Source organism: Puniceicoccaceae bacterium, from assembly GCA_040224245.1.
In the GTDB taxonomy this organism is placed as follows: Bacteria; Verrucomicrobiota; Verrucomicrobiia; order Opitutales; family JAFGAQ01; genus JAKSBQ01.
In genome coordinates this window covers 86,136-110,003 of sequence record JBEGIR010000017.1, presented here as the reverse complement: position 1 = coordinate 110,003, position 23,868 = coordinate 86,136, and the positions used below count along the sequence as shown (strand labels likewise).

General features: G+C 54.5%; 17 protein-coding genes and 1 tRNA gene. 7 read left to right on the top strand and 11 right to left on the bottom strand.

Translation table 11 applies throughout. From position 1 onward, the window contains the following. Positions 1-335 precede the first annotated feature (335 nt). The 4 genes from ABQ298_02810 to ABQ298_02795 all read right to left on the bottom strand — a co-directional run bounded on the left by ABQ298_02810 (position 336) and on the right by ABQ298_02795 (position 5,457). Positions 336-596: a hypothetical protein gene (locus tag ABQ298_02810; protein ID MEQ9823294.1), complete on the bottom strand. Its 261-nt coding sequence runs from the start codon at positions 594-596 to the stop codon at positions 336-338. Positions 597-2,043: 1,447 nt separating this feature from the next. Continuing rightward, positions 2,044-3,183 carry an ABC transporter permease gene (locus ABQ298_02805; protein MEQ9823293.1) on the bottom strand — a complete coding sequence of 380 codons (1,140 nt, stop codon included), beginning with the start codon at positions 3,181-3,183 and terminating at the stop codon, positions 2,044-2,046. Continuing rightward, on the bottom strand, positions 3,180-4,487 hold the full coding sequence (locus ABQ298_02800; GenBank protein MEQ9823292.1) for an ABC transporter permease: 1,308 nt from the start codon (positions 4,485-4,487) through the stop codon (positions 3,180-3,182). Before ABQ298_02800 ends, ABQ298_02805 begins: the two co-directional genes overlap by 4 nt. A 31-nt stretch (positions 4,488-4,518) precedes the next feature. Beyond that, positions 4,519-5,457: an ABC transporter ATP-binding protein gene (locus ABQ298_02795; GenBank protein ID MEQ9823291.1), complete on the bottom strand. Its 939-nt coding sequence runs from the start codon at positions 5,455-5,457 to the stop codon at positions 4,519-4,521. A gap of 249 nt (positions 5,458-5,706) precedes the next feature. Here ABQ298_02795 and ABQ298_02790 point away from each other — a divergent pair, with 249 nt between their 5' ends. Both ABQ298_02790 and rapA read left to right on the top strand, forming a co-directional pair. After that, positions 5,707-6,054 carry a carboxymuconolactone decarboxylase family protein gene (locus tag ABQ298_02790; GenBank protein ID MEQ9823290.1) on the top strand — a complete coding sequence of 116 codons (348 nt, stop codon included), beginning with the start codon at positions 5,707-5,709 and terminating at the stop codon, positions 6,052-6,054. Positions 6,055-6,138: 84 nt separating this feature from the next. Then, positions 6,139-9,009 carry an RNA polymerase-associated protein RapA gene (rapA, locus tag ABQ298_02785; protein ID MEQ9823289.1) on the top strand — a complete coding sequence of 957 codons (2,871 nt, stop codon included), beginning with the start codon at positions 6,139-6,141 and terminating at the stop codon, positions 9,007-9,009. Between the two features lie 54 nt (positions 9,010-9,063). Here the strand turns inward: rapA and ABQ298_02780 are convergent, their stop codons facing one another. The 6 genes from ABQ298_02780 to ABQ298_02755 all read right to left on the bottom strand — a co-directional run bounded on the left by ABQ298_02780 (position 9,064) and on the right by ABQ298_02755 (position 16,015). Further along, positions 9,064-10,128 carry a spermidine/putrescine ABC transporter substrate-binding protein gene (locus ABQ298_02780; protein ID MEQ9823288.1) on the bottom strand — a complete coding sequence of 355 codons (1,065 nt, stop codon included), beginning with the start codon at positions 10,126-10,128 and terminating at the stop codon, positions 9,064-9,066. Beyond that, positions 10,125-10,913, bottom strand: a complete 789-nt coding sequence (locus ABQ298_02775) for an ABC transporter permease (GenBank protein MEQ9823287.1) — start codon at positions 10,911-10,913, stop codon at positions 10,125-10,127. The genes ABQ298_02780 and ABQ298_02775 overlap by 4 nt, the downstream gene beginning before the upstream one ends. Beyond that, positions 10,910-11,758, bottom strand: coding sequence for an ABC transporter permease (locus ABQ298_02770; GenBank protein ID MEQ9823286.1), 849 nt, complete (start codon positions 11,756-11,758; stop codon positions 10,910-10,912). The genes ABQ298_02775 and ABQ298_02770 overlap by 4 nt, the downstream gene beginning before the upstream one ends. A 10-nt stretch (positions 11,759-11,768) precedes the next feature. Then, on the bottom strand, positions 11,769-12,926 hold the full coding sequence (locus ABQ298_02765; GenBank protein MEQ9823285.1) for an ABC transporter ATP-binding protein: 1,158 nt from the start codon (positions 12,924-12,926) through the stop codon (positions 11,769-11,771). Positions 12,927-13,136: 210 nt separating this feature from the next. Continuing rightward, positions 13,137-15,287, bottom strand: a complete 2,151-nt coding sequence (locus tag ABQ298_02760; protein MEQ9823284.1) for a lysylphosphatidylglycerol synthase domain-containing protein — start codon at positions 15,285-15,287, stop codon at positions 13,137-13,139. 212 nt (positions 15,288-15,499) lie between these two features. Then, positions 15,500-16,015 (bottom strand): ACT domain-containing protein, encoded by a 516-nt coding sequence (locus tag ABQ298_02755; protein ID MEQ9823283.1) that lies wholly within the window; start codon positions 16,013-16,015, stop codon positions 15,500-15,502. 385 nt (positions 16,016-16,400) lie between these two features. Here ABQ298_02755 and ABQ298_02750 point away from each other — a divergent pair, with 385 nt between their 5' ends. From ABQ298_02750 to ABQ298_02735, 4 genes are all read left to right on the top strand, one after another. Next, positions 16,401-16,781 carry a hypothetical protein gene (locus ABQ298_02750; GenBank protein ID MEQ9823282.1) on the top strand — a complete coding sequence of 127 codons (381 nt, stop codon included), beginning with the start codon at positions 16,401-16,403 and terminating at the stop codon, positions 16,779-16,781. 85 nt (positions 16,782-16,866) lie between these two features. Then, positions 16,867-16,941 (top strand) — tRNA-Arg (locus ABQ298_02745). Between the two features lie 935 nt (positions 16,942-17,876). Next, complete coding sequence (gene dnaA, locus ABQ298_02740; protein MEQ9823281.1) at positions 17,877-19,280, top strand: chromosomal replication initiator protein DnaA; 1,404 nt, start codon at positions 17,877-17,879, stop codon at positions 19,278-19,280. Positions 19,281-19,303: 23 nt separating this feature from the next. Beyond that, positions 19,304-19,753, top strand: coding sequence for a hypothetical protein (locus tag ABQ298_02735; protein MEQ9823280.1), 450 nt, complete (start codon positions 19,304-19,306; stop codon positions 19,751-19,753). 73 nt (positions 19,754-19,826) lie between these two features. Here ABQ298_02735 and ligA read toward each other — a convergent pair whose 3' ends face one another. Next, on the bottom strand, positions 19,827-21,845 hold the full coding sequence (gene ligA, locus ABQ298_02730) for an NAD-dependent DNA ligase LigA (protein MEQ9823279.1): 2,019 nt from the start codon (positions 21,843-21,845) through the stop codon (positions 19,827-19,829). Between the two features lie 163 nt (positions 21,846-22,008). Between ligA and htpG the strand changes: the two genes are divergently transcribed. Continuing rightward, positions 22,009-23,856 (top strand): molecular chaperone HtpG, encoded by a 1,848-nt coding sequence (gene htpG, locus ABQ298_02725; protein MEQ9823278.1) that lies wholly within the window; start codon positions 22,009-22,011, stop codon positions 23,854-23,856. Positions 23,857-23,868: the final 12 nt, after the last annotated feature.

Sequence of the window (23,868 nt, the reverse complement as noted above, 5' to 3'; positions counted from 1 at the left end):
AGAGAGAAGAACAAGCTGAAGGTGGTGGGGGCTTCGGTGCGTTGTGTTGTTTTTGAACTCCAACGTGGATCCGAATTCTTATCCCGACTTGTCGGGACTACGGAGGTGAGGGGATGTGTAGGAGGAGGGTCGAGTTCGCTGTGCTCTGAAGGGGGTTTTATTTCTTTTTCGCGAGCTGGAAGCTCCCGCTACCTTCATCCTGTCCTTCCCTCTTAGACTTGCTCCTGGCTACTTGCTACTTACTACTGACTCCTTGCTACTGCGCTAGCTCCTTACTCCTTGCTCCTGGCTCCTGCGGTCCATCCACCTGAGGTAGACGGGAAGGAAGTCGTTTGCTACACCTGCACAACTTCGGTGATGAGGATTTCTTTGATGGCATGGTCAACGTAGTAGGAAAACAGAAACTCATCCACTAACACGCTGTGAACGCTCCGTCCCTTGGCATCTGTAAGCACGAGATCTGAAATTCCTTCGGGCCATTCCGCGATTCGGTCAGCAATGTCCAAAACCCGGTTCTGATTTCGTTTGCCTAGAGAAAACAGGAATCCTACCGCTTCCCTCGAGAAAGAAGCCGTGAAGTGGGGATTATTCTCCATTCAGGATCGAACGCAGAGACTCGGATGATTGGCGCATTGAAGTATCGCTTTGCATTTGATCCAAGCGTTGAGCGGTTTCAAGCTTCCATGATTCCCCTTCCTGACCCAAACGAATGAGGTAAGCGGAAACTTCCCTGCGTTCCGATTCATTGAGTTGGTTCAGTTTTTGTTTTAGTGAAAGTAGTTCCGCGCCGCTCATAGTAAGAAAAAAATTATCGAAATTTGCTAGAACCTCAAGTTTTGTTCTGTTTCAAGGGTAATTCAACGGGTGATTGTGGATGGGATTCCACTGCACTAGTCGCCAATCACGAATCGTAGCGGAAGCTTCCAGCTCGCGAAAAAAAGATCGAACCACAGATGCCTAATGCCTGATGGCGAATCTTACTGCTGGCTTCTAACTCCTTACTTCTGGCTCCTGGCTCCTGGCTTCTGGCTCCTGCGGTCCATCCGCTAAGTGAGAACCACCGATGCCACAGATGGGCACAGATATTGGATGAGGTTCTTCGCTCACGATCTGTGGTATCCTGAAATTTGCTTCGCACCCTACAAGTCAGGTTTGAATGCCGCTGCGTTCTGGAGTGGTTCAAATTCGGCCCCATGCAGACTCGCCAAGGTGAGTCTCACAAAAGGAGATGTTGTGATAAAGACGCGAGCTGGAAGCTCCCGCTACCTTCATCCTATCCTTCCCTCTTAGACTTACTCCTTGCTACTTGCTCCTTGCCACTGCGCTAGCTCCTTACTCCTGGCTTCTGCGGTCCATCCGCTAAGTGAGAACCACCGATGCCACAGATGCCACAGATGGGCACAGATATTGGATGAGGTTCTTCGCTCACGATCTGTGGTATCCTGAAATTTGCTTCGCACCCTACAAGTCAGGTTTGAATGCCGCTGCGCTCTGGAGTGGTTCAAATTCGGCCCCATGCAGACTCGCCAAGGTGAGTCTCACAAAAGGAGATGTTGTGATAAAGGCGCGAGCTGGAAGCTCCCGCTACCTTCATCCTATCCTTCCCTCTTAGACTTGCTCCTTGCTACTTGCTACTTGCCACTGCGCTAGCTCCTGGCTCCTTGCTTCTGCAATTCATCCGCTAAGTGGAACACGTTGGTTTTCGGCAACTCCGACGCTTCGGGATTTTCCCAAATCCCGCTACATAAACGGAAATCCATGCAGCGGAACAACACCCCCCCTGCTTGTTTCGTATTCTCACCTCCGTAGTCCCGACAAGTCGGGATAAGAATTCGGACCCACGTTGCAGTGGCAAACGCGTCCCGTCCACCCGCATTGTCCATGTTCTCCCGAACATGGCTACAGGACAAGATCACCTCCGTAGTCCCGACAAGTCGGGATAAGAATTCGGACCCGCGTTGCAGTGCGAAAACGCGTCCCGTCCACCCGCATTGTCCATGTTCTCCCGAACATGGCTACAGGACACGCCGCCCCGTGATCGCTTCACACCCGGAAAAAACGGGCGGCGAGCAGGTTGGCGCCGAGGCCAAAGGCTGCCAGCACGAGCAGTGGACGCACGATGGTCTCGATGCCGCCCCCAAAACTGATCAGCTGGTGCAGACTGTGCATCGCCCATGCGGACGGCGTAAAATAGGCAATAGTGCGAACACCTTCCGGCACGATTTCCATCGGCCACCAGCACCCGCCCAATGCCGCCAAAGGCAGCGCAATCATGATTCCCAGGCCCACCACACGATCCTCGGACTTCACCAGAAACCCGATGAGCAATCCCAATGAGGATGCCACCCAGGAAAACACCAGCAACGTCAGCACAATGCCGGGCAGCTGGTCACCCAGATTCACCCCAAAGACAAACTGACCGAAAACCAGGAATCCGACGATCTGCACGCAGCCCAACAGCATCAGCCCGTAGATCTTTCCAAACACCAGTTGGTATGCATTGACAGGCTGAATGCTCAGACGCCGCAACACGCCGCTCTGTCGCTCTGACGCAACACCGGCACCCCCGAAAATCAACAGGTTCATGAGCAAATACATCACCATGACTCCGGGCAGTGACATGCTGAACCCCACGGGCATGGGTTTGCGTCCTGCAAAGCTGGAATCGAGTGTGACCGGGTTTTCGAGTTCCATCAGCCGACGCAGGGCGCGCTCGCTGAGCGGTCGTCCTCCCGTGTTGGTGGCATGCTCCAGCAGGTATCCATTGATGGCGATGACCGCACGGATCAAGTTGGCTTCCACCAACTCCGCCCGAAGATCCTGACCTGACCCGGAATCATTCATATCAAAAAATGCGAGCCTGACCTGTTGCTCCTGCAAGACCTGTTCGGTGAAATTCGCCGGAATGCGCAGCCCACGGCGCGCGTCCTCCACCTGCTCACCGCTCACGGGTCTCACACCCTCAGCGCCGAGAATGTCGAGAAAGACTGTGCCCAGAAAGCCTTCATCCAGATTCTCCACCCAGATCGCGGGCTGTGCATCCCTTGGGTCGCCGGGTGGACGGCTTACAAAGCTCATGAAGTAGACAAACGCCAGCGGAATCACGAGTAACCAGACGAACGCCGTGCGATCTTTGAGGAATACACGCAAATCATGGTGCCCCAGGGTAAAAATGGTTTTCATTCCTTGATTCCTTTCTCCAGTCGAAAGCGAAAGACCCACGATGCGGCTGAGATCATTCCGATGGCCAACAATCCCAACAGCGCGGTATGGAAGATCCAGTTGGCCTCATCCGGTTGCATTTGCAGGGTGCGCAGGGTTTCACCAAACCAGTAGGTGGGCGACAATGGCGTTATGTATTTCCCTAGAAAGGGTGGCAAACTTTCAGCGGGCCACATGGAACCCCCGACCGCTGCCAGAAAAATCACAATCATGGTGTTGAACATGTCAGCCCGGCGCTCCTTGCCCGCCAGTGCCGCGATGAACCCCATGAATCCTGCAGCAAACAGACTGTAGCACAGAATCAGGAGCAGAGTCGGCCCCAAGTGGCTCCAGGAAAATCCAAAGATCAGACTACCGCCGCCAAGCAGGATGAGCGAAGCCAACAGCAAGACAACCACGGTATACACCGACTTTTCCGCAAGCAGAATCCACAAGCCATCCCGAAAAGTCCGGTAGCGGTCAAAGGTGCGATTGCGGTATTCCCGATAGAGATCGCGCATGCAGTTGTCTGCGATCATGAGCAGAAACATGGCCGTTGTGCCGATGAGAATGTAGGCGAACGCATTAAACTCCCCTGCCGCTTCGGCTTCCAATTCGTCTCCTTCCTCAAGGACATCGGCCTCACTGGACTCTCGCTCGTAAGAAACCAGCGGTGGATTGAGATAGACCTCCGCTGCGTCGAGACGATTCCGCGCCCGCTCGATCAACGTGCTCACCGCGAGTACATCACGGAAAAAATCAAACTCGCGCTCCGAATCGATCAACCCGTGCAACTCCTGCAAATCCTTTTGAAAGTTTCGAACCAGGGCGTTGAGCATACTGACCAGCACATCCGCTCCCTCCTGAGCGAGTGTGGGATAGATCCACTCTGAGGGGTTTTTGATGAGGTAGAGCTTGATCCCATTTTCCCCACGCACAAATGCATCCGTAAAGCCCTCCGGGATGCGCAGCACTGCACTGAGCTTGCCATCCTGAATGAGCCGGACACCGCTGGCTTCATTCTCAAGAAAAGTGATCTGGATGCGCTCGGCAAACTCATCCTGCCCTGCGGCTCCGCGCAGAAACTGCGAAAACAGAGAGTCATCCTCATCCACAATTCCCAGACGAATCGGTGCGATGGCATCCTGACCTGACCCCGAACCGCCAAAAACCAATCCGATCATCGACGTGATCGCTACGGGGATGCCCAGAAGGATCAGAATCGGCACCGGATTGCGCAGCACGCGCCGCAAATCCTTCCACAAGAGGGTGATGAACAATTTCATAGCGCAAATTTCAGGGCTGGCATCCGGTTTCCTATTCCCGCAAATCGCGACCCGTCAATTTGAGGAAGGTATCGTTGAGACTGGGGCGTTTGAGCGTCACATTCTCCAGCTGTACGGGTAGCGTGAGCAGTTGTTTCAGGCCTGCAGCCGGATCCATCTGTGTGCGAGTGGATACAACCATTTGCCGCTTGCTCTGCTGCACGAGGTTGAAAGTCTCGAGAAACCCGGACCACTGCTCGGGGTCAAGTCCTTCAAAGTTCCCCTCAATGACAAAGAGCTGCTCAAATCCGGTCTGGGTGCGCAGCTCATCCAAAGTTCCCTCAGCAAGGATGCGACCATGATCAATGATACCGATGCGGTCACAGAGGGACTCAGCCTCCTCCAGATAATGCGTGGTGTAGAGGATGCCCACCCCCTCGGCCACGAGCTTTTTGATAAACTCAAGAATATTGGCACGAGCCTGGGGATCGATGCCGACGGTTGGCTCGTCGAGCAGGATCAGACGGGGACGATGCATCAGGGCACAGCCGAGATTGATGCGGCGCTTCATGCCACCGGAGTATTTTTTCACGGCCTGCCGGGCCTTGTCGGCAAGAGACAGTGCCTCGAGCAGTTCGGTGGCACGCGAGCGTGAATCCCCCATGGAGAGTCCGGCAATGCGGCCCCAGAACTCAAGGTTCTCCCGACCACTCAACTCCTCATAGAGCGCAAGATCCTGCGGCACAACGCCCATGCGGGAGCGCGCCCGATGCGGGTCGCTCCAGAACGACACACCCTCAACCGAAACGGAGCCGACATCGGGCTTGAGCAAACCGCAACTGAGCGATATGGTGGTGGTCTTGCCAGCCCCATTCGGCCCCAGCAAGCCATAAATCTCTCCGGCTCGCACCTCGAACGATACGTCGTCAACCGCACGAAGTTCGCCATAGCGTTTGCAGAGTTGTTGGATTGAAAGCAGTGGTGAATCCATGATGGGAGGGGGTTGTGTCTGACTAAACGAAGCGCAATCACATCGATCCCGCAAAAGACGGCAGCAATCAAGGGAATGTTTCAGTTTTTTTGAAATTTGTTGCACCGGCTCAGCCAAGCGACAGGCGGTTACCAGAGCGTAACCCACGGAGTTCGAAATCAAAATGCCATCAAAAAGACTCGAAAAAGCGTTGAAACCTTTTCAATAGTTGGCCTGGACTTGGCAATGAACCGCCAACACCAAAGTTTTATGGACGAATCTAAAAAATACACCCAAATAAACCGCAACTTCCTGCGGGGAATGAATGCGATCAACCGCGAAAATGCGGACCTCACGCGCAGCTTCAACGGACTGCACCAGACGGTCATGAAAGCGGGTACCCTCGACGTTGCCACCAAAGAACTGATGGCACTGGCCTGCGCGATCGTCACGGGCTGTGAGAGCTGCATCGCCATGCACACCGACGCCGCGCTTCGCGCTGGAGCTACGCGCGAAGCCTTTCAGGAAACCCTGAGCGTGGCAGTCCTCATGGGTGGCGGACCGGCCCTGACCTACGCCACGAAGGCTGTGGAAGCCTTTGACGAGTTTTCCGGATAACCCCACCCACCCTGCCCAAACGAAACCCGCTTTGTTGCATCCAACACAAGCGGCGTGCTTCAACCTTTTCCCATTTTCCATTCCATGCAGCTGAACACCGTCGGACAACGATGCATGAGCGAACCCGAGCCTGAGCTGGGGCTCGGCATTGTCGTGAGAGTTGAAACCTATCGCATCTGGGTGGATTACCCTGCAGTGGGCGAACAGCGCCTCTATGCGCGGGATACGCCAGCGCTGCGCCGCATCCGCTTTCACGAAGGAGAACGGGTGGCAGAGGCTGACGGCAAACAGGTGGTCATCGCCTCCATCGAAGAAACCGATGGATTGTGCACCTATGTCAGTGCCGAGGGAGAACGCATCCGCGAGGATGCCATCACGGGACTGAGTGACTTCAGCGCGCCACAGGAACGCTTCATGAAGGCACAGGTGGATGCCAACGCGCTGTTCAATCTGCGTTATCGGGCACTTCGCTCGCATGCAGCCTATCGCAGTTCCCACCTGCGGGGATTGATGGGGGGACGTGTGGAGCTGATTCCGCACCAGCTATCGATCCTCAATGAAGTCGCGTCCCGCCAAAACCCGCGCGTACTGCTTGCAGATGAAGTGGGCATGGGGAAAACCATCGAAGCCTGCCTTATCCTGCAGCGCCTGCTCACAACTGGTAAAGTATCGCGAGTGCTGGTGCTCGTGCCCGATGCACTCGTCAATCAATGGTTTGTTGAGCTGCTACGACGCTTCAACTTCTGGTTCGCGATCTACGATGAGGAGCGATGCAGGGCACTGGAAAAAGGAGATGTCGACGGAAACCCGTTTCGAGATGAATCCCTCGTGCTGTGCAGCCTCGATCTGCTGGCGGACTCCGAAGTACGTGCGGAACAGGCTGCCGAAGCCGGATGGGACATGGTGGTCATCGACGAAGCGCACCACCTGGAGTGGTCCGAACAGCAGGCCAGTCGCGAGTATCAGGTGGCCGAAGCGCTCGCCCGGGCAACACAGGGACTGCTGTTGCTCACCGCTACGCCCACCCAGCTGGGCATGACCGGGCACTTCGCCCGCCTGCGCCTGCTCGATCCCGACCGCTTCGACGACTACGCGCGATTTGTCAGCGAAGCCGACCACTACGCAAACATCGCGGAAATCGCAGCGCGCGTGCTGGATGGAAAGCCCCTGCGCAAAAAGGACCAGAACTTGCTCGAATCGCTCTTTTCCCGAAATCCTGACCGGCTGGAAACATTGATGGAAGGCATGCAAAAGGGTCAAAAAGGCGCGGAAACGGCCCTTCTGCGCACGCTGCTCGATGAGTATGGCACCGGGCGCGTCGTCTTCCGCAATACGCGCGACCACATCCAGGGATTTCCCGAGCGATGCTACCATGCCATCCCCCTGCCCGCTCCGGAAGGCAGCTTGCTGCACGCGCACCTGCGCAAGGAAGTACAGTCCATGGCGGGCAAGGAGGAAACGGACATTCGCTACGACTTTTCGAAGGACCCCCGCATCGAGTGGCTGGTCGGCTTTCTCAAGTCGGACACCGAACGCAAGGTTCTGCTGATCTGTCGCTCCCTTCGCAAGGCGAAGGCCATTCAGAAAGCCCTGCACGAAACTGCCGTTTCCTTTGCCATGTTTCACGAGGAACTGTCACTGGTGCAGCGGGATCGCAACGCCGCCACCTTTGCCGAACCCGACGGGGTTCAGCTGCTGGTCTGCTCGGAAATTGGAAGTGAAGGGCGCAACTTTCAGTTTGCCCATGACCTCGTGCTCTTTGACCTGCCGCTCGACCCGGGCTTGCTCGAACAGCGCATCGGACGTCTGGACCGCATCGGTCAGCGAACCTCCATCCAGATCCATGTGCCCTACGTCATCGGCAGTGCGATGGAAATCATGGCGCGCTGGTACCATGAAGGATTGAATGCGTTTGAATGCTCACTCAAGGGCAGTGAGGCCTATGTGGAGCGCTTTGAGCAGAGTCTGTTGGGATTTGCACTCGCGGTGCCCGACAAACGCAAGAAAGCGGTAAAACCCAGCTTTGAAGAACTGCTGGACGAAGCGCGAAGCTTTCGCGCGGAACTCGACAAACAGCTGCACGACGGTCGGGACCGACTGCTCGAACTGAATTCCTACAATCCCGATGCGGCAGCAAGGCTCATCCAGGAGATACGGGAGCGGGAGCAGGATTCCGAAGCACGCACGCTGCTCTTCGATCTCATGGAGCACTACGGCATTCAGGTCACCGAGCTGGAGGGTGATGCCTTTCACCTGGATCCCTCCCACGCCTATCTCGAAGCCTTTCCGAGCCTGCCACCCGAAGGAACCCTTGCCAGCCTTGACCGCAACCGGGCCGTCAGCCGGGAAGACATGACCTTCATCACCGAGGACCACCCGATCTTTCGCGATGCCATCGAGGCACTGCTCTCGTCCCCTGCGGGTTCGAGCGCATTCAGCGTGATGCCGAGCGAAGACACCAATCTGCTGCTCGAGTGCATCTTTGTGATCGAACCGATCACGGAAAGCCGATGGCAGGTCGAACAGTTTCTCTCACCCACCCCGGTTCGCATTGTGGTCGATGTGCGCGGACGCAATCGCACGGAGGATATTCCTGCCGAACAGATCGCTACCGAGTCGCTCGATGGCAACATTCACCGCTTTCTGGAGCAGCCGATGTTCAACTTCGACATCCTCAAAAATCTCATCTCCGGAGCCAACCGCTACGCACAGCGCCGCTCGGATCGCATTGCCAACCAGGCTGCCGAAAATGCATCGACCACGCTTGGCTACGAGTTGCGGCGTCTGGCCGATCTCAAAAAACTCAACGACCACGTGCGCGATGAGGAAATTCAGTTGCTGCAGGAGCGCATGGAACGCGTCGACACCGCCATCCGTGAAGCACGGCTGCGCCTCGACAGCATGCGTGTCGTCATGATGGGACCGCAGGCAACCCTGCAAAACGTGCTGCAATAGGAGCGACACAGGGCATCGGGTACTGAAGCCGACGCCCTGCGCGCCTGCAAAAACTCAGGGCGCAGCCTTGACCAGATCCCAGTAGCGTGTGAACAGCTGCGTGTGCTCTCCAAGCGGACGAATGACCTCTGCCTTTTGCATGAGTTCATCGGGGACAAAGACCGTCTCATCCTCTCGCAGCTCGGCGGAGATCAGCTCGTAGGCAGCCGTGTTGGGTGCTTTGTAATAACAGAACTCCATGTTGCGTGCACTGATATCGGCCTCGAGCATGAAATTGATGAACGCATGCGCGAGTTCCGGGTTGGGCGCATCCGCAGGGATCACCATGTCATCACACCAAATCCCGAAACCTTCCTGCGGAAGCATGTAAGTGATCTCAGCCGCTTCGTTTTCTTCCATGACCTGGGAGATGTCTCCACTGTAACCGTGAACCAGCAAAAACTCGCCCGAAGCGATGCCCGGTTTATACTGTTCATTCTCAAACTTGGCGATGTTGGCCTTCCACTGCTTCACGACCTCTGCGGCCTCCGCAATTTCGGATTCGTCAATTGAATTGAGACTGTATCCAAGATACTTGAGAGCGGCACCGAGGGTTTCGCGCATGTCGTTGAGAAGTGTCGCCCGATTCTTCACCTCGGGCATCAGGAAGACCGACCATGACGAGGGAAGTTCCGGCAAGGCTGCTGCGCTGTATCCAATACCGGTTGTGCCCGTCATGTAGGGAACACTGTAGTGCATCTGCTGATCAATGGCACCCGTTGCCAGATAGCTGGCATCCACATTGGCCGTATTGGGAATCTGAGCCAGATCGAGAGCCATCAGCAACCCTTCCTCCTGCATGATCGCCGCCTGATAGCTCGAGGGGAAAAGAACATCATAGCCACTCGCACCCGCTTTGATCTTTGCATACATCGATTCGTTGGAATCAAAAAAATCAAGAATGACCCTGCACTGATACTTGTCTTCAAATTCCCGCAGCACCGATTCGTCAACATAATCGGCCCAGTTGTAGAGATGAAGTTCGGGTTTCTTTTCAACACTGCAGCTCGTCAGCAGAAGTGAGACCACCAAACTGGCAGTCGCCGTAAACAACACCATGCTTGTGCGTATAGTTGTCATGATTGAGTCGGTTTTGGATCGTGATGATAGAGGAATCGTTGTCCGAGAATAACGATTGTAAAAGTAACCAGCATAAAGAGCGTACACAAGGCATTGATCATGGTCGGTGAACCCATCTTCATCATGCTGAACACATAGACCGGAAGCGTCGCACTGCCCGGACCGGAAACAAAAAAGGTGATCACAAAATCGTCGATGGACAACGTGAAGGCCAATAGCGCACCGGCCAGAATGCCGGGCCAGAGAATGGGAAGGATAATGCGTGTAGTCAGGGTCCACCAGCCAGCCCCGAGATCGCGGGAAGCTTCGATCAGAGAATCATCAAAATCCTGCAAGCGCCCCAGTACCACAAAAGCGACATAGCTTGAACAGAAGGTGATGTGCGCAAGAATGACGGTTGGCAATCCCAATGGCACTCCCACGTTCACAAAGAGGAGCAGCAGACTGATCCCCATCAGAATATCGGGAAAAACGAGCGGGGCATAGACCAGCAGGTAGTGAAAGCCCTGAAGCCGGGAGTGATAGCGGTGCAACGTCCAGGCAGCGAGTGTGCCGAGCACGGTGGATACCATTGTGGAGGTCAGGGCAACGACAGCGGTGTTCTGCACGGCACGCCAAACGGCGGGAGAATCAAAGAGCAGTGCATACCACTTCAGCGAAAAGCCATGCCACGCACCTCCGTACTTGGCCTCATTGAAGGACTGCAGCACCAGAAACAGAATCGGAAGATAGAAGAAGGTCAGCACGAGCATCGAGACGACCCAGGGAATGCGGCTGCGTTTCATCGGCTCCGACCCTCCCTTCGCTTGCGCTCGGCCAGACCCGTTCGCAACTGATACAGCACGACCGGAGTCAGAACCAGGATGGCCAGGATGCTGGCCAGTCCGCTGGCATGTGGCAGGTTGCGATCCGAAAAGGTTCGCTGGGCAATCTTATTTCCAATCATTTCGCTGCTGGGTCCGCCCATGATGTCGGGAATGGCATACGAACCCAGTGCCGGGATCAGCACGACCAGAACTGCCGTGATCAGGCCGATCCGGATGCCCGGTAGAAAAATGCGCACAAAGGCCTCCAGCCGGTTTGCCCCGAGATCTGCCGCTGCATAGAGCAGGTTGAAGTCAAACTTCTCCGCTGCGGCATAAATCGGCAGAATCGCAAAGGGAAGGTAGGTGTAAACCAGCACCAGCAAAATGGATCCTTCGTTATAGAGCAGTGAAGTTTCGGGAGCAATCCATTGCAGGGCCACCAGTGCCTGTTTCACCCACCCCTCCGGGTGCAGGATGGTCTTCCAGGCAAAAATGCGGATGAGAAAATTCGTCCAAAAGGGAAGGATCACCAACAACAACATCAGGTTGCGCCAGCGCAGCGGCAGCGTCACCAACCAATAACTGACCGGAATCGCCAGCACCAGGCAGATCAAGGTGGTCATCACACTGAGCCACAATGTGCGCCAGATGATCTGGGGATAGCTCGGTTGGGCAAGCCCGCGCAACGTTTCCAGGGTCCACCCCTCGCCGATTCCACCGTACACCGATGCCGGTTTGAAGCTAATCACCCCGATGATCAGGGTGGGCAACAGGAAAAACACACAAAGCCAAACCAGTGTCGGCGCAGTTAACCACCACTCCATTCGCCTGGAATCAGCTCTGGGCATTTTCGCTCACTTCCTCCCCCAGCGCCATCAGCGCTTCATCCGACTCATTGTAGCTCTGCAGCATGTATCCATCCTCCGCATGCCAGCCCAGCCAAACCGATTCGCCCCAGGTGATGGGCTGTTCGTCGAGCAGGTAGCGTCCATGCTGCTGCTCAACGATGAGCGTGTATTCCCCACAGACCAGGCGGTATTTTGTGAGGGACCCCATGTAGATGAGATCCTCCACACGCGCCTGGATCACGTTTCGCATCGGATTCGGCTCCGGCCGATTGCGAAAGAGGCGAAACTTCTCGGGTCGAACTGAAAGGCTGACATCATCCCCCACCCTGAGTTTTTTGTCATTCCAGACCAGAACTTCCCCGATGGAATCCACTGTGACCACGCAAAGGTCACGATCCTGCAATGCTTTCACCTTGCCGATCAGGAAGTTGGTATCCCCAATAAAGGCCGCCACAAAACTGTTCTGGGGTGCTTCGTAAATTTCGGCGGGCGAGCCAATCTGCTCGATTCGCCCTTCGTTCATCACTGCGATGCGGTCGGACAGGCTCATGGCTTCACCCTGATCGTGCGTGATGTAGAGAAACGTGATGCCCACCTCGTCGTGAATGGTGTCGAGTTCGATCAGCATGCGCTGGCGCAGCTTGAGGTCGAGGGCAGCCAGGGGTTCATCAAGCAGCAGGAGTTGGGGCTTGTTCACCAGTGCACGAGCGATCGCAACCCTCTGCTTCTGCCCGCCACTGATCATGTTGGGTTTCTTATAGGCGTGCTGTTCCAAGTCCATCAATGCCAGCATGGCCTCCACTTCCCTGCGAATCTGATGACGCTCCAGACGCTTCATCTGCAGCCCGAAGGCGATATTTTCATACAGCGTCATGTGGGGAAACAGCGCGTAGTTCTGAAAAACGGTATTGATGGCACGCCGATGAGGAGGCAACTCGGTGATGTCCTGTCCATCCAGCAATACCCGGCCCGAGTCCGCTTTTTCAAATCCAGCCAGAATGCGAAGCAGTGTGGTTTTGCCACATCCACTGGGTCCCAGCAACGAAAAGACTTCGCCTCGCTTGAGCGTCAAATCCACTTGATCAACCGCCTGGAGCGAATCAAAGCGTTTGTTGATTCCTTGCAATTCTACCAACTCACCCATGGAACGCATTCATGACATTCGAGCCTTTTCCCAGACAACCGACAATGGAAGGGCGTTGTTTCGTGCCCTTTGAACCGCACCGTTTCAAGCGTATTCTTGAAAAATGCACAACCGAAAAGCACACCCACACCCGGGGAAAATTCAATTCCCTTTCATCCCTGCTTCCAAGAGGAAAACAGAATCAGGCACGCGTTGGTGCCTGAGTGTGGCTCACCTGCCCTGCGGAACAAACAGATCGGGCCAGGAATCGTTGCCCGGATGGTTCGTCAAGCGCTGGATGCCATCGGTCGCACTGCCGACCTTCCACACAAAAACCTCATAGTCCGCAAGGTCGTGCTCATGCCCCCCTTCACTTGCGGCGTAGATCATCCAGGTTCCATTTGCAGAGAAACGGGGGAAATAGAGGTGATGAAAAGCACTGTCGAGATCGAGCAGGACTTCCGCATTGCGACCGTCCGGCTGGATGCGGATGAACGCATTGTCACCCACTCTGCCGTCTGCAGTGTACACCAACTGCGACTGACCCGGAATCCAAAGCAGTTGGCACCCTTCCGGTAATTCCACCGGTGCTCGATCCTGCCTCGGAAAATAGAGCATCTTGGTGCGACGCGATCCACGAATCGTCACCGCCAACGTTTCAGACTGTGGATCCCAGGAAGGTGTTAGGAACTGGAATCCGGATGGGACTCCTCTCGACCCGGCCTGAAGCAACGTCTCGGTGGTATCGCTTTGCAGATCGTGCAGCACGATCTCGTTTCCTCCCCTGGAGTACACAACTTGGTGAGAACTGCCTGCCCAGGATGGATGAAACCCGTCGGGCGCAAGCTCGCGCGATTCACCGCTCTCCAGATCATAAAGCACGACCGACCATCCGGTGAGATGACGGAAGGAGTGATCCGCACGAGCGGCATAGGCATACAGCAGGGACTGCCCATCAGGCGAAATGCTGACGTAATACTCCTTGCCCGGCGTTTCAGTGAGCCGTTCCAATGCGCCCGTCGCAAAATCGAATTTCAGAACCTCGTGGTTGCCAAAGCGGTTGCTCGTCCACACGGCAAACCCCTCTTGGGGCAATTTACTATCGGTATCGGAGATGGGTTCTCCCGCGATGGATGCGGTCTGAATCACGGCAGCATCGGAATGAGAATCAGCAGGATGGGACTCCGGTAGAACCGACAGTGCTGGTTCTGGAGCGTCGTTTCGGGCTTTTTTCAACTCGTACACAAGCACCCCAGCCGCGACCACGGCAAGCACCACGACAAACAACAGCGCGATTCCCGCACGAACACGCGGTGTCTGAAGTGCGGGTTGGGTCGCTGGAGACTGCAGCCAACCAGCCAACCAGGCAATCAACAACGCGCAGGCACCAAGACTGTAGTCTACCACCTGACTGAAGAGGTGCACAATAAACATCGAAATTGCCGCTGCCTGAAGGGTAAATCCAAGGCCCACCAGTGTGACAGCACCCCCTGCTTCATAGGAACCAAAACTCATGAAAGTGGGCAGGGGAAGACTCGCTGCAGCTTCACCCGCCACGACTCCCAACAGCATGCCACCGATCTGGTCGAGTCCGACCGGGGCAAAGGAGCGATCCAGAATCACGAGCAACAGGGTCACAATGCCACCATATTTGAACGAACGAATCAGCAGTGAAAGCAGCGTGATGTGCAGCAGTTTGCCGCTCTGGCGGATTCCGTCGATGCACTCGCGGACCTGCTCCAGCAGGGAGTGCAGTGAACCGATCCAGCCCGAACGAAAACGATCTCTGCGCCAGGACTCCGTTTGGGCCATTGCCCAGGGAAACAGCCCAAACACAGACCATGCACCACATGCAACCCCAAGCACGAGGAACAACACCCAGGCGAACGGAGGCAGCTGGGAGGCAACCCCAAGCGACGCAAATCCCAAAACGGTAAGGATGAGCAATACCAGGGCAACCAAATCAAAAACGAAGGCCGCGCCAAGCGAGGTCAACCCGTTGGCAATGCGCGCTCCCAAAATGCGTTTGACCAGCCACACGTACACCAACTCTCCCAATCGGGAGGGCAGCATGTCCACAAACATGTTGCGCGCAAAGGTGATGGCCAACAGGCGAAAACCGCTGCCCTGCACTGGCACCCCCTGCTCCCAGCGCAGCAGATAGCGATAACGCACGGCCCGCAGCATGCCCTGCATCAGCTGGCAGCCGAGAGCAACGGCAAGTGCCCATAGGGGAATGGCCTGTGCAACTGAAAGCAGGTCATTCAACCGGAAATCCCCTGCAGACTTGCGCACACCCTCGGCGAGTATGAATAGCAGTGTACCTGAAACCACCAGTCCCGCCAGCATCTGCACCCATGTCTTTAAGTATGCACTCTTCATCTTCCCTGATCAGAGCAGACAAAGTCTGGAGCGTTCAAACCTTTCTGGAAAAAAATGTCGTCAATCCCAAGGCTGGTTACTTCCGGGTCACGATCCCGAGAGCAAATCGCGATGCACTGTGAAGTGTGGATACTTGGATCCCATGCACACTTCTTTTTCCCCTACCCTTGCAGAGCAAAAAAGTTCATGCGAATGCCTGACATTCCTGCTTGCTAAAGCAGTTCCAAATCCACCATGAGGTCTGCGGCAACCGCTTCGAGATCGGTTCGCAGTGCATCTACGTTTCGATCTGCAGCGAGGGACAGGCGCACATTCGCCACAAATAACGGCTCGCCCGACATGGGTTCGCTTCGCAGTTCCGTGTGCAATTCCTCCACATTGGCATCGTGTTGAAAGAGCACTGCAGAAAGATCGCGAATGATCCCGGGATGATCCTGTCCCACCAGAGAAATGCGCATCAAGGTCTCCCGGCTCGGAGCAACCTCCTGTTCATCCTCATGTACGATGATGCGAAGCCCCTGTTCCGAAAGCTCATGCAGACTATCCAGCAACTCCATGCGTTGCCGCTCTTCCACTTCTACCTGAACAATGCCTGCAAACTGACCGCCCAAACGGCACATGCGACTCTGCTCCCAATTTCCACCAGCGTTGGCAACACAGGATGCAAGCGTTTCCACCAGTCCCGGACGGTCGGCGGCAATCACGGTCATGACAATAGGAGTCTTCATAGCGATCAGTCAGTTGGATGAAAACCCGCAGCATAACCATGCAACCGCAACAATCAATCCCCAAGCTGCACAATTCCAACTCCTCCGGAATGATGCAATAACAGCTGGGAACATGAGAATTGATGACAAGACTTCCGCATAACCATTCACTGCACTCATTCAAATACCAAACTCCACATTGAACGAAGTATTGCACCTTTTACACTATATTGCATTTGCTGTTGATTCAGTTTCCCGTCATTTGATATAAAAATAGCAGAACAAAACTTAAATAGAGTTTGTAAACGCATCAAATCTTACACAATACTTCATCTTTGAAGTTGCAACCCGACGAAAGTCCCTGCAATGCTTTCCATCCAAAAATCTATTTAAATCCAAATATCTTATGATCGATATAGAAAAGAAACTCAAGGAACTCGAAAACGAAGAACGCAAGCTTGCTGATAAAAAGCAGAAGCTCATTGAAGAACAAAAACTCATTGAGGCCAGACAGGCGAAACTTCAGGATCTTTACAACAACAGTGGTTACAATAGCCCTCGCGAACTGGTGGAAGACCTGATTCAGAAGTTTGGACTCCGCCTGGGTTCCAGCTCCGCTTCCGATTCCCAGCCCCGCCGCACCCGCACCCGCATCACTGCGCAACTGCGGGATGCCGTCAAAGCCGATATCGAAGCAGGAAACACCAAAGTTTCCGTTTCGAAGAAGCATGGCATCAGCTACGTTGTCGTCGGAAAGATTGCCAAGGGCGAATACGACAAGCTCTGATTCGTTGCCCATTAACGCAACTTTTGAGGCCAGTCGGAAAAAAACTTGACTGGCCTCCTGCTTTTCAGCCTTGTTGGACATCACTGCTTCCATAGTTCAATGGATAGAATGTTGGCCTCCGGAGCCGAAGATTTGGGTTCGAATCCCAATGGAAGCACCATCCTTCGCCAAGGCTACGGCTGGCATGCCATAATGGGTCTCTGAAATGGAGACCTTTTTTTGTGTACATTTTCCCCGGAACCGGACGGTGAAAGAATCACCCTCTGAAATTCTCATGCTCCCTCATCCTCTGAAGCAGCGCGATTCCATGCCTGAAGCTGACTTGTGCAATGAACCCAAGAACCTTTCACCAGCCCTGTTGGGGTTTGCACACTCTCAAATCAGAAGGAAGGCTTGCATCAGCGGAGTCCTCAACTCCCTGTCAAATCGTGACTTGAGAAACTGAACAGCGCAAAATTGCTCGCCATCATTCGGCTTTCTACAGCCAACAAAAATCATTACCTCTTCATTACGAGCAGCTTAGCTCACTTCTTCCAAAAAAATCATGGAAATTTTAGCTGCGAATCACAGGAATGAAAGTCCCGTTTCCCGCATCAAAAGGTCAGAAACTCCATCATTTTTTCCGCTCATTTTTTCTCTTCCAACATGGGAGAAAATTAGCTTCCCGCACTTTGCACGACTGTGTCACAAGGCTGTAACACAGGATAGATCAAGGCTTCAGAGAGCCTCTGCGAAAGCATGCCAGTTTCGTAAATTTCACCGTTTTTTTCCACCCAAACCCAGTGTGAATAATTTGTGCACAACATAAACTTGAAGCACCTTCGTCTCTCCCTCTTAAACTACAACCCTCGACTGCCCCAGCATGCCCCTCAATACCGACAATCGGCCTTTGGGGATGCGCGGTGCCGCGAAACCCAAACCGACATCTCATAAAATCTTCTATTACAATAATTTAACGATTTATCAATCCTCATCTATTCCGATCCACCTTCCCTGTATCTCCACTATCAAAGGGGAATGCTTTTTCACCCACATCCAGAGGTGTGCGCGGAAATAGATTGATGCCATTGTGAATAACCTTAATGTTTAGTCCGAATGTCCACTCCGAACACAGTTAATGAGTCTTCCAAATTGTGGTCGCAACTTTGCGAGGAATTGCGCGTTCTTTTCAATCGTGACCTCTTCGAAGAATGGTTTGCTCCACTGACATGCCTCGAAGAAACCCAGGACACCCTGATCCTGGAAACCCAGACCGACTTTTCCGCGATCTGGATTGAAGAAAACTACTTGGAAATCCTGACCCGCAAGGCCCAGGAACTCAGTGGACGCACGATGACCGTGGAACTCAAGGCAGCGGTGCCGGATAACGAAGCGGTTTCTGTATCCGCTCCAGTTCAGGCAGCCCGACGCCCCCAGTCCATTCTCACGGCTGCAGATCGCCATCTCAACTCCCGCTTCAAATCCAAGGAAAGCTTCCCGCTCAATCCTCGAAACACCTTTGAGAATTTTGTGATTGGGGGTGGTAACCAACTGGCACACGCTGCCTGCATGGCCGTCGCCAACGCACCTGCCAAGGCCTTCAATCCGCTCTTCATTTACGGTGAAACGGGTCTCGGAAAAACACACTTGATGCATGCCGTTGCCCACCAGATCCTTAAGCAGCGTCCCGAATCCAAAATCACCTATATTTCTTCGGAAAAATTCACCAACGAATTCATTCGCGCCATTCAGGAAAACAGTCTGGTGAAGTTTCGTCGCCACTATCGCAGTGTCGATGTGCTGCTGATTGATGATGTGCAGTTTCTCTCGGGGAAAGAGCGCATACAGGAGGAGTTCTTCCACACCTTCAACGAACTGTTTGAAGCTCAGAAACAGATTTTCATTACTTCGGATCGTCCCGCCAACGAAATTGCCAAACTGGAGGCCCGCCTCATTTCCCGATTCCAATGGGGTATGGTGGCCGACATTCAGAGTCCGGACATGGAAACCCGACTGGCCATTCTGTCGAAAAAGGCTCGCTCACTGCAACTCGACATTCCGCACGACATCCTCTGTTTTCTCGCCGAACGCGTATCCCGCAATGTCAGACGACTGGAAGGCGCGCTCACCCGCGTGGCAAGCTACACTTCACTGGTCAAAAAACCCATCGACATTCCGAAGGTGGAAGCATTGCTCGAAGACATTCTGCAGGAAGAAATGCAGAATCAGGTAAGCATCGATAAGATCCAGAAGAAGGTCACCGAACAATTCAACCTGCGCATGCAAGACATGATCAGCAAGCGCCGCCCAAGCAACATTGCCTTTCCCCGTCAGATTGCCATGTACCTCAGCCGCATGCTCACGGGCTGTTCCCTTCAGGAAATCGGTGAAGCCTTCGGGGGACGTGACCACGGAACGGTCATCCATGCTTGCAAGACGGTCGAAAACATGATGGAGCAGGATAATTCGGTCAAACAGAGCGTTGACTATCTGATCAAACAACTTTCCAAGGCCAACTGAGCCACCCGAAATCCCAGTTCCTGATGTCCCTTACCGACGACCAAAAAGCTGCCATCGCGCGATGGCTCGAAGCCGGCGAAACCCTCAGCCAGGTACAGTCCCGGCTGAAATCCGAATTTGAAATTTCCATGACCTTCATGGAGGTGCGCTTCCTGATTGACGACCTCAATCTGGAGTTGAAAAAGGAAACCCCTGCCCCAGCGCCCGAAGCAGACGCGGATGAAGAGTCCTCACCCGTCGATGCGCTCAGCCCTGAGGGTGTGAGTGTGGAGGTTGACTCCATTGTCACCCCGGGTGCACTGGTCAGCGGATCGGTTCGGTTCTCCGATGGCGTCAACGCCAAATGGCAGCTTGATCAAATGGGTCGTCTGGGATTATCCGACGTCGAACCGGGCTACAAGCCCTCTCCTGAGGACGTGCAGGAATTTCAGGCACAGCTGCAGACCGAGCTTCGCAACAAAGGATATGGGTGAGATTGATGAGTGCGCGGTATGAACTGCGCACGCGTGCAGCCCCAGATGCCCATGCGCATCGAATCGAGGCTGACTAAACCTCAAGCCTGTCGAGCAACCCTTGTTGATCGAGAACCTCGATCCCCAATTCGAGTGCCTTGGTGAGCTTCGATCCGGCGGATTCCCCCGCAACGACGAGATCCGTCTTTTTACTCACACTGGAGGCAACCTTGCCACCATGCTGCTCGATCAGGGCAGTAAAGGCATCGCGCGAAAAATCGGGCAAAGTACCTGTCAGCACGACGGTCTTGCCCTCCAGTTTGCGCGTTGCTGCACCATCTGTGCTTGTGTTTTCCTCCGTATTCAAGCCGAGTTCCTGCAGGCGATCGATCAGGGCACGGTTATCCGCATCGGCAAAAAAATCACAAATCGAATCGGCAATGATCGCACCGATGCCCTCGACTTCCTGCAACTGCTCCAGCGTGGCATTTGCGAGCTGATGCAAACTTCCAAATGCGCGGGCCAGTGCCTTGGAGGCAGCCGCTCCGACATGCAGAATGCCCAGCCCATGGATCAGGCGCCAAAGCGGCTGCTGCTTGCTCGCTTCGATGGCCTGGATGAGATTATCCGCCGATTTTTCTCCAAAACGTTCTAGCCCGAGCAGGAAGTCCCGATCCAGGCGATAGATCTCATCCAGCGTGTGCAACCGGTCCGCCCGCATCAGTTGCTCGACAACCGCCGTACCAAAGGAATCAATATCCAGACAGTGCTTGGAAACAAAATGCTCAACGCGACGACTGACCTGGGGCGGGCAGGCGGCATTCTGACAGCGCAGCACCACCTCGTCCGCAAGCCTCGCAAGCGGTCCTCCACATGCCGGGCACTCGCTCGGAAATGCATAAGGTTGACTGCCCTGTTCCCGGCGCTCAAGCAGGACCCCCACAACCTGTGGAATGATTTCACCAGCCTTTTCCACCTCAACCCAATCTCCTTCCCGAATGTCCTTTCGCGCAATTTCATCCGCATTGTGAAGCGTCGCCCGGGATACGGTGGTTCCTGCGAGCAGGACCGGTTCTAGGTTCGCAACTGGCGTAACGGCACCTGTTCGACCCACCTGAAGATCGATGCGATGCAGGCGCGTGATGGCCCGCTCCGCCGCAAACTTGTAGGCAATTGCCCAGCGGGGTGCCTTCGCGGTGCTGCCAGCCTCGCGCTGAAGATCGAGGTCATCCAGCTTGATGACGACACCGTCCGTCTCGTAGCCCAGTTCGAGCTTGCGCTCGGCAAAAGTTTCAATCGCATCCCAAACAGCATCGATGCCCGACACACTCTGAGTGAATTCGACAGTAAAACACCCCCAGTCCTTCAATTGGGAGGTGAACGCGCTCAGGGATTTCCACTGGGCTGGCTCGCACGCTCCCAATCCATAAACCCGCAGTTCCAGTTTGCGCTGTGCCACGATGCTCGCATCGAGCAGTTTGAGAGTACCCGCTGCGAGATTGCGGGGATTCGCGTAGAGCGTGAGTCCCTTTTCCCTGCGCTCTGCATTGATGCGCGCAAACTCCTCTCGCGAGATGAACACCTCACCGCGAATCTCCAACAGATCCGGAACGCTGCCACCTTCCAACATTTTGGGCAACCCATCGATGCGGGTGACATTGCGGGTGACGTCATCACCCTCGGTGCCATTGCCACGGGTGACCGCGCGCACAAAACGCCCCTTCTCATAGGTGAGACTGATGGCAAGACCGTCAATCTTGGGCTGGACCACATACACCAGTTCTCCACGGGAAAGTCGCTTTTCCAGGCGTTGAAAAAACTGCAGAATTTCCTGCTTGGAATAGGAGTTTTCCAAACTGCCCATCGGTTCGCGGTGGACCCAGGTTTCAAAGCCGCGTGATCGATCATCGCCGACACGCTGCAGCAGTGGATCGAGCTGCGGGTTTTCCCCCGACTGTTCCAGCAGCGTCGCATATTCCCGCTTGAGACGGTCGTACTCCGTATCACTCACCTCGGGCTGGTTTTGCCGGTAGTACAACTGGTCGTGCGTTTCGATCTGCTGGCGCAGTGATCGGATGCGTTGCTGCAATGATGGAGATGATGTGTCGGACATGGATCGGGACGTGGGATTCAATTGCAGAAGTGAGGGATGCCAGTCGGCAATTGCGTGTTTCTTTTGTTGATTTTCACCTGCACTGAACGTTAAAGCTAAGGATTGGTATTCAAAGAACAGCGCACACGCGCTTCAATGGATTTACTGAAGTTTACGGAAAATCATGAGTGATACAAACACACACAAACACAGTTTCAATGCCGATGTGAAAAAGGTTTTGGACATCGTGGTGAACTCCCTTTACACCGACAAGGAAGTTTTTGTCCGCGAGCTGATCTCCAACGCCTCAGATGCTCTGGAGAAACTGAGGCACATCCAACTCAGTGAAAGCCAAATCCACGACGCATCGTTGAACCTCGAGATTCAGGTGCATACCGACGAATCGGCCGGAACACTGACCATCCAGGACTTTGGAATCGGCATGAATGAAGAGGAGCTGACCCAGAATCTCGGCACCATTGCCCACTCCGGCTCCAAGGCATTTGTCGAAGCCCTTCAGGAAAGTGCAGAAGTTGCTGGCAGCTTGATCGGGCAGTTTGGCGTCGGATTCTACTCGGTCTTCATGGTCGCAGAAAAAGTGGAAGTCTTCACGCGCAGCTGGCGTCCGGACGGACAGGGACTCAAATGGACTTCCGACGGCAGCGGGGAATACGAGATCGAACCGTGCGACGGTGAGCGGCGTGGGACCAAGATCGTGATCACGCTCAAGGAGAACAGCAAGGAATTCGCAAAGGCAGATACCCTGAAGTCCATCATCCAGCGCTATTCTGCGTTTGTTCAGCATCCGGTTCTCGTCGATGGAGAGAAACTCAATACCGTACAGGCGATCTGGACGCGCAGCAAAAGTGATGTATCCGAGGAAGAATACAAGGAGTTTTATAAGTTTCAGGCAAATGCCTGGGACGATCCGCGCTTCTGGCTGCACTTTAGCTCAGATGCCCCGATCAACATCAACGCCCTGTTATTCGTACCCACGGAAAACCCGGAAAAATTCGGTTTTTCCCACTCCGAGCACGGTGTTTCCCTCTACTGCAAGAAAGTTCTGATCGATCATCACCCGAAGGGACTGCTGCCGGAGTGGATGCGCTTTGTGAAGGGCGTCATCGATAGTGCCGATCTGCCGCTGAACATTTCACGGGAGTCCATGCAGGACTCTCAGCTGGTTCAAAAAATCGGTACCGTGCTCACCAAGCGTTTCATCAAATTTCTCGCGGAGCAGGCCAACAAGGATGCCGAAGCCTATCAGCAGTTCTGGGAGGCCTTTGGCCACTACATCAAAGAAGGGATCACTTCGGACCCGGTGAACAAGGAAGCCTTGAGCAAACTGCTTCGCTACGAATCCTCGTTGACCGAACCTGGAAAAACCACCTCGCTCGAAGACTATATCAGTCGGGCCAAAGAGGGGCAGAAGCAGATCTATTTCCTGCTGGGTTCCAATCGCAAAACCATCGAAAACGGCCCCTACCTCGAAGCCTTCAAGGCAAACAATCTGGAAGTGCTGTACCTCTACGAAGGAGTCGATGAGTTTGTGATGAACCACCTTCGCACCTTTGCGGAAAAGGAGCTGGTTTCGGCTGACCAGGAGGGACTCGAACTCGAATCCGTCACTGTCGATACCGATGCAGGGGCACTGACTGAAGAACAGGGAAAGGCCCTTTGTGAATGGATGAAAGAGCAGTTCGGCGAGTCCGTCAGTGAAGTGAAGATCAGTTCGCGTCTGGTGAACAACCCGGCTGTCGCGCTGAGCAAGGATAAACTCATGACCGCCAACATGCGGCGTATCATGAAGGCCATGAATCAGGAAATGCCCAGCGAAGTGCCGGTGCAGCTGGAACTCAACCCAACCCACCCGCTCATCCTCAAGTTGCATGAACTTCGGAGTTCAGGCAGCAGCAATGCTCCACTGGTTGCAGAGCAAATTCTGGACAACTGTCGCATTGCAGCAGGTCTGATGGAAGATCCCCAACCCATGGTTCAACGCATCTACTCCCTGTTGCAAAACATCAACTGAGGCTGAACCGTC

Coding starts and splice junctions, on each gene's coding strand:
- ABQ298_02810 (MEQ9823294.1), bottom strand. CDS start 596: ATGGAGAATAATCCCCACTTCACGGCTTCTTTCTCGAGGGAAGCGGTA.
- ABQ298_02805 (MEQ9823293.1), bottom strand. CDS start 3,183: ATGAAAACCATTTTTACCCTGGGGCACCATGATTTGCGTGTATTCCTC.
- ABQ298_02800 (MEQ9823292.1), bottom strand. CDS start 4,487: ATGAAATTGTTCATCACCCTCTTGTGGAAGGATTTGCGGCGCGTGCTG.
- ABQ298_02795 (MEQ9823291.1), bottom strand. CDS start 5,457: ATGGATTCACCACTGCTTTCAATCCAACAACTCTGCAAACGCTATGGC.
- ABQ298_02790 (MEQ9823290.1), top strand. CDS start 5,707: ATGGACGAATCTAAAAAATACACCCAAATAAACCGCAACTTCCTGCGG.
- rapA (MEQ9823289.1), top strand. CDS start 6,139: ATGCAGCTGAACACCGTCGGACAACGATGCATGAGCGAACCCGAGCCT.
- ABQ298_02780 (MEQ9823288.1), bottom strand. CDS start 10,128: ATGACAACTATACGCACAAGCATGGTGTTGTTTACGGCGACTGCCAGT.
- ABQ298_02775 (MEQ9823287.1), bottom strand. CDS start 10,913: ATGAAACGCAGCCGCATTCCCTGGGTCGTCTCGATGCTCGTGCTGACC.
- ABQ298_02770 (MEQ9823286.1), bottom strand. CDS start 11,758: ATGGAGTGGTGGTTAACTGCGCCGACACTGGTTTGGCTTTGTGTGTTT.
- ABQ298_02765 (MEQ9823285.1), bottom strand. CDS start 12,926: ATGGGTGAGTTGGTAGAATTGCAAGGAATCAACAAACGCTTTGATTCG.
- ABQ298_02760 (MEQ9823284.1), bottom strand. CDS start 15,287: ATGAAGAGTGCATACTTAAAGACATGGGTGCAGATGCTGGCGGGACTG.
- ABQ298_02755 (MEQ9823283.1), bottom strand. CDS start 16,015: ATGAAGACTCCTATTGTCATGACCGTGATTGCCGCCGACCGTCCGGGA.
- ABQ298_02750 (MEQ9823282.1), top strand. CDS start 16,401: ATGATCGATATAGAAAAGAAACTCAAGGAACTCGAAAACGAAGAACGC.
- dnaA (MEQ9823281.1), top strand. CDS start 17,877: ATGTCCACTCCGAACACAGTTAATGAGTCTTCCAAATTGTGGTCGCAA.
- ABQ298_02735 (MEQ9823280.1), top strand. CDS start 19,304: ATGTCCCTTACCGACGACCAAAAAGCTGCCATCGCGCGATGGCTCGAA.
- ligA (MEQ9823279.1), bottom strand. CDS start 21,845: ATGTCCGACACATCATCTCCATCATTGCAGCAACGCATCCGATCACTG.
- htpG (MEQ9823278.1), top strand. CDS start 22,009: ATGAGTGATACAAACACACACAAACACAGTTTCAATGCCGATGTGAAA.